The organism is Pseudomonas sp. (genome assembly GCF_050739995.1).
In the GTDB taxonomy this organism is placed as follows: Bacteria; Pseudomonadota; Gammaproteobacteria; order Pseudomonadales; family Pseudomonadaceae; genus Aquipseudomonas.
The window spans coordinates 1-5,310 of sequence record NZ_JBOICG010000568.1; the positions used below are offsets into that span (position 1 = coordinate 1).

At 54.0% G+C, this 5,310-nt stretch carries 7 protein-coding genes; 1 reads left to right on the forward strand and 6 read right to left on the reverse strand.

Annotated elements, in window-relative coordinates; all coding sequences use genetic code 11:
* The 6 genes from ACRESD_RS18875 to rpmH form a co-directional block, all read right to left on the reverse strand.
* Positions 1-143: FAD-dependent oxidoreductase (locus tag ACRESD_RS18875; RefSeq protein WP_431752301.1), on the reverse strand; the 143-nt coding region annotated here is incomplete at its 3' end.
* 541 nt (positions 144-684) lie between these two features.
* Entirely contained in the window at positions 685-2,055 is a 1,371-nt protein-coding gene (gene mnmE / locus ACRESD_RS18880) for a tRNA uridine-5-carboxymethylaminomethyl(34) synthesis GTPase MnmE (protein ID WP_431752299.1), read from the reverse strand.
* A gap of 79 nt (positions 2,056-2,134) precedes the next feature.
* Entirely contained in the window at positions 2,135-3,817 is a 1,683-nt protein-coding gene (yidC, locus tag ACRESD_RS18885) for a membrane protein insertase YidC (protein WP_431752300.1), read from the reverse strand.
* Positions 3,818-3,819: 2 nt separating this feature from the next.
* Positions 3,820-4,065 carry a membrane protein insertion efficiency factor YidD gene (yidD, locus tag ACRESD_RS18890; RefSeq protein WP_003213574.1) on the reverse strand — a complete coding sequence of 82 codons (246 nt, stop codon included), beginning with the start codon at positions 4,063-4,065 and terminating at the stop codon, positions 3,820-3,822.
* Positions 4,058-4,462: a ribonuclease P protein component gene (rnpA, locus tag ACRESD_RS18895; protein WP_431752302.1), complete on the reverse strand. Its 405-nt coding sequence runs from the start codon at positions 4,460-4,462 to the stop codon at positions 4,058-4,060. Before rnpA ends, yidD begins: the two co-directional genes overlap by 8 nt.
* 16 nt (positions 4,463-4,478) lie before the next feature.
* Positions 4,479-4,613: a 50S ribosomal protein L34 gene (gene rpmH, locus ACRESD_RS18900; RefSeq protein WP_003213577.1), complete on the reverse strand. Its 135-nt coding sequence runs from the start codon at positions 4,611-4,613 to the stop codon at positions 4,479-4,481.
* A gap of 586 nt (positions 4,614-5,199) precedes the next feature.
* Between rpmH and ACRESD_RS18905 the strand changes: the two genes are divergently transcribed.
* Positions 5,200-5,310 (forward strand): DnaA N-terminal domain-containing protein (locus ACRESD_RS18905; RefSeq protein WP_431744565.1); only part of this gene is annotated, 111 nt, incomplete at its 3' end.

Consider the following 5,310-nt stretch of genomic DNA (forward strand, 5'->3'; position numbering starts at 1 on the left):
TTGCAACTCATGGCACCGAGGGTTTCCACGTTATGCGTCAACAACAGGGTTTTTACGCCCATGCGTGCTGACGCCAGTGCTGCCTCGGTACCGGCATGACCGCCGCCGATGACGATCACTTCAAAACGGGAAGGGAAATCCACCACGCACCTCGTGCCTGCTTATGTAGGTAATCAGGAATTGTTTGTTGAAAGAGTTTTAGAGCTATGGCGGCAAGTATAGGGACTTAGCCCTTCCTAAAGAACCCTTTGCACAAAATTTAACCAGCTGTGGATGAATCACAGACAATAGAAATTAAAAGAGAGAAATTTATTAAATCTTTGTTTTTATGTTTATTTCTACTGAGCAACCTTTCTGTGGATAACGTTCTGTAAGCCTTTAATTACATTGTGTACAGCGATTCAAAACCCTGTGGTCATGTGCCAATGAGGCCCTTGGATAAGTGCTTTAAGCCTGTGGATTAAACAGGTGCTTATCCACAGATGGGTTTTTACTCAGGTTTCAGGCCCTGTTATCAACTGGGCACAGCTGCGGTTATTCACAGGGCTTAATCCACAGAAATTCGTGAATCCAGCCAAATTGCGACCACGCGAAAGCCTCCAATGTCTTGGTGATCTCTCAGTCAGTGGGTTGAATCAGGAAGAACAGACAGGCACTGATGGCCTGTCTGTGAACAACGGGAGTCTATTTACCGATACAGAAGCTGGAAAAGATCCGGCCCAGCAGGTCATCGGAGCTGAATGCACCCGTGATTTCACCTAAAAGCTGCTGTGCCTGTCTCAAGTCTTCGGCCAACAATTCTCCTGCGCCCGCCAAGGTCAATTGGGCCCGGCCGTGCTCCAGTGCCGTGCTGGCGTGCCGCAGCGCCTCTAAGTGCCTGCGACGTGCGCTGAAGCTGCTCTCCGAAGTCTGCTCATAGCCCATACAAGCCTTGAGATGGTCCCTTAGCAACTCCAGCCCCTCGCCAGCCGACTTTGCACTCAGGCTGATAGTGACGTGGCCATCCTCACAGGTTTCTACGGCAATGGCTTCGCCCGTCAGGTCGGCCTTGTTGCGAATCAAGGTCACTTTGGCCGGGTTCGGCCGCTGCTCGAGAAACTCTGGCCATAAGGCAAAAGGGTCCGCCGCTTCGGGTGCGGTTGCATCCACCACCAACAACACACGGTCTGCCTCGCCGATGGCTTTAAGCGCGCGTTCCACACCGATTTTTTCAACCTGGTCATCGGTATCACGCAGGCCGGCAGTGTCGACCACATGCAACGGCATGCCATCGATGTGGATATGTTCGCGCAAGATATCCCGGGTGGTGCCGGCAATCTCGGTCACGATCGCGGCTTCACGGCCAGCCAGTGCGTTCAGCAGGCTGGATTTGCCCGCATTGGGCCTCCCAGCAATCACGACCGTCATACCGTCGCGCAATAGTGCTCCCTGCCCTGCCTCATGTAGCACGGTGGATAACTCGTCACGGACTTTATCGAGCATTGCCAAGACGTGGCCATCGGCGAGAAAGTCGATTTCCTCTTCTGGAAAATCAATCGCGGCCTCAACGTAGATGCGCAGGCTGATCAGTTGCTCGGTCAGGTTATGCACACGCAGGGAAAATGCACCTTGGAGCGAGCGCAATGCATTACGCGCAGCCTGTGCGGAACTCGCCTCGATCAAGTCGGCTATAGCTTCCGCCTGGGCAAGGTCGAGCTTGTCATTGAGGAATGCCCGCTCACTGAACTCCCCTGGTCGCGCCAGTCGGCAACCCAATTGCAGGCAGCGCTGCAGCAACATATCCAGTACGACCGGACCACCATGGCCCTGCAATTCCAGGACATCTTCACCGGTAAAGGAATTCGGCCCCGGAAAGTAGATGGCCAGGCCTTCATCCAACACGCTTTTGTCAGCGTCCAGGAACTGGCCGTAATGGGCATAGCGCGGTTTCAACTCACGACCGCTGATGGCCCGCGCCGCTACGCCCGCAAGCGGCCCGGAAATTCGAACGATACCGACACCGCCGCGACCTTGAGCGGTAGCGACAGCAGCGATGGTTTCACGAGGAGCGCTCATCAGCAGGTTCCAGAACAAAAGTGACGGAAAGCAAAACGCCCCACTAGGGGGCGTCTTGAGTGGTTATCCACAGAGTAAGTTACGCCGCAGCTTTTTTGGTAGCCGCTTCGATTTTACGAGTGATGTACCACTGTTGGGAGATCGACAACACGTTGTTGACTACCCAGTACAGAACCAGACCAGCCGGGAACCACAGGAAGAAGAAGGTGAAGATGATTGGCATCATTTTCATTACCTTGGCCTGCATCGGGTCCGGTGGAGTCGGGTTCAGACGCTGCTGGATAAACATGGTCGCGCCCATGATGATCGGCAGGATAAAGAACGGGTCTTTGATCGACAGGTCAGTTATCCACAGCATGAATGGAGCCTGGCGCATTTCCACGCTTTCCAGGAGTACCCAGTACAGCGACAGGAACACCGGCATCTGCACGAGAATCGGCAAGCATCCACCCAGTGGGTTGATCTTCTCTTTCTTGTACAGCTCCATCATGGCTTGCGACATTTTCTGCCGGTCATCGCCATGTTGTTCTTTCAACGCGGCCAGTTTCGGTGCAACGGCACGCATACGCGCCATCGACTTGTAGCTGGCTGCCGACAGAGGGAAGAAGATCCCTTTGATCAGCATGGTCAAGAAGATGATCGAGAAGCCCCAGTTACCGACGATGCTGTGGATATGTTGCAGCAGCCAGAAGATCGGCTGGGCAATGAACCACAGAATGCCGTAGTCCACAGTCAGTTCCAGACCTGGGGACAACTCTTTCAACACGGCTTGGCTTTTCGGGCCGGCGTACAGAGTGGCACTGGTTTCAGCCTTGGCGCCTGGCGCAACGGTCAACGCTGGGCCAGTGAAACCAATGATGTAGTTGCCTTGGTTGTCTTTGCGGGTTTGAACCAGGTTGGCTTCACCTTTGTTCGGGATCCAAGCGGTCACGAAGTAGTGTTGCAACCAGGCAACCCAGCCGCCCTGGACGGTTTCTTTAAGCGCGCCCTTGTCGATATCTTTCATCGACACTTTTTTGTACGGCTCGCTACTTGTCCACAGGGCAGCGCCCAGGTAAGTCGCGGTGCCGGTGGCGGTGCTGGAAGAAGGATCGGCGCTGTTGTCACGCTTGAGCTGGGCAAACAGGTTGCCGGTCCATGCTTTGTCGCTTTCGTTGTCGATCAGGTAAGTGACCTTCAAGTCGTACAAACCACGGGTGAAGCTGAAACGCTTGATGTAATTGACGCCGTCGAGGCTGAATTTCAGGTCGACGTTCAACTGGTTCTGGCCATCAGCCAGTTGATAAGTCTTCTGTTCAGTCGAATAAACCGGACGACCGGTAGCACGTGCATCCGGACCATTGGTACCAGTCAGGCCACTTTGTGCCAGATAAATGCGCTCGCCACCGTTATCGAACAGTTGAAACGGAACATCCGGGTGGTCTTGGCGACGTGGATACAGCGGCAGTTTCAACTGCGCGATATCACCGCCTTGTGGGTCGATAGCCAGGTCGAGCACATCCGTTTTTACGTGGATGAGGTCTTTATTGGTGACAACCGGCGTTTCCACAGGGGCGCTGGTATCGGCATTCGCGCTGGGTACATCGGCACTGGCGGAAGCATTGTTACCCAGCGGGGTGTCCGGAATAGCCGGCGCAGCCTGGTTGGTAGCAACATTCTGAGTCGGCAGGGCAGCCTGGCCATAGTCTTGGTTCCACTTAAGAACCATAACGTAGGACACGATTGCCAGGGCGACGATCAGGATCGTGCGTTTAATATCCATGATTACTCGGCCATCGAAGAAGAACGGGAGGTAGGGATAGGTGGAACCGGGTCATAACCACCGGGATTCCACGGATGACAGCGACCTAAACGACGAAAGGTCAGCCAGCCACCGCGCAGAAGACCATGATTTTCTATGGCCTCTAACGCGTAGCAGGAACAACTGGGGTAGAAACGACAGTGGTTGGCCATCAGAGGACTAATGGCATAGCGATAAAACTGGATCGGAACGAGGGCCAGTTTACGCATGGGTGCTGTCTACCCCTACAGTTTCGGTGCTGACTGCTGGTGTTGGCTTGTTGGTACGCGCCAGACGTTTCCAGAGCTTGCCGAAATGCTGAATCAATTCGGGGTTTTCTACGTCCCCCAAGCCTTTGCGCGCGACGATAACAATATCCCAACCAACCAGAGTGTCCTGGTGGAGGCGAAACGATTCGCGCATCAGACGCTTGAGGCGATTGCGCTCAACGGAGAGCTTTACGCTCTTCTTGCCGATCACCAAGCCGAGGCGGGGGTGATCCAGATCGTTGTTACGCGCAAGGAGCAGGAGATTTTTCCCCGGAACCTTGCCGGTGGGGGAGTCAAAGACTGCCTTGAAATGCCGGGGTGTTAGCAGACGCTTTTCCCGACTGAAGTCCTGACTCACCACCAGTACCGGATTATCAAACTGCCAGACGCGCACGACCTTTGGCGCGGCGACGCGACAGGACAGCACGGCCGTTCTTGGTAGCCATGCGAGCACGGAAACCGTGAGTGCGGGCGCGTTTGATGGTGCTTGGTTGGAAAGTACGTTTCATGGCGTTGTTACCTGGTTCGTCCACAACGGGCCGGAATGGCCCCCGTTTTAAGAGACCGGCGATTCTAGAGAAAGCAAGCCTCTAGGTCAATTTCCAACCAGCTTTTCCTTTATTTAGATCTCTACAGGTCAAAGGGTGCTTTTCTCCCGATCGGGCTTCCACCTCGAGTGGCATAGATATAAAAATAAAGAAGGAAGGTATTTAAAGCTTTTCTGTAAAGCTTATAAAAGCTAGGTAGCGGTTCATCTGTGGATAACTACGTTTAGCCCAGGTTCTGCCTGATGTACAGAGAATGACAACTACGGGGGAAAACGGTGCTCTCCCTGTGCTGCACTGTCGGATAAGCTGTGTGTGGAATGGGTTGTTATCCACAGGCCAGTTACCCACAGACTTTCGCCCCCACTTGTACAATGAGCTTAAGTGCGTTTATCCACAGAGCTTATGCACAGACCATTGGTCTACTTTTTCGCGGTTAACGCATTGATTTTGGGTGCCCTGTGGGCAACCTACATGTGGATAAGTGAGCGACTGGCCGCTACAATGGCGGCTGTTTTTGCCTCACCGGCTTTCAACTTAGGGGATATCCGTGTCAGTGGAACTTTGGCAGCAGTGCGTGGAGCTTTTGCGCGATGAGCTGCCTGCCCAGCAATTCAACACCTGGATCCGTCCGCTACAGGTCGAAGCCGAAGGCGACGAG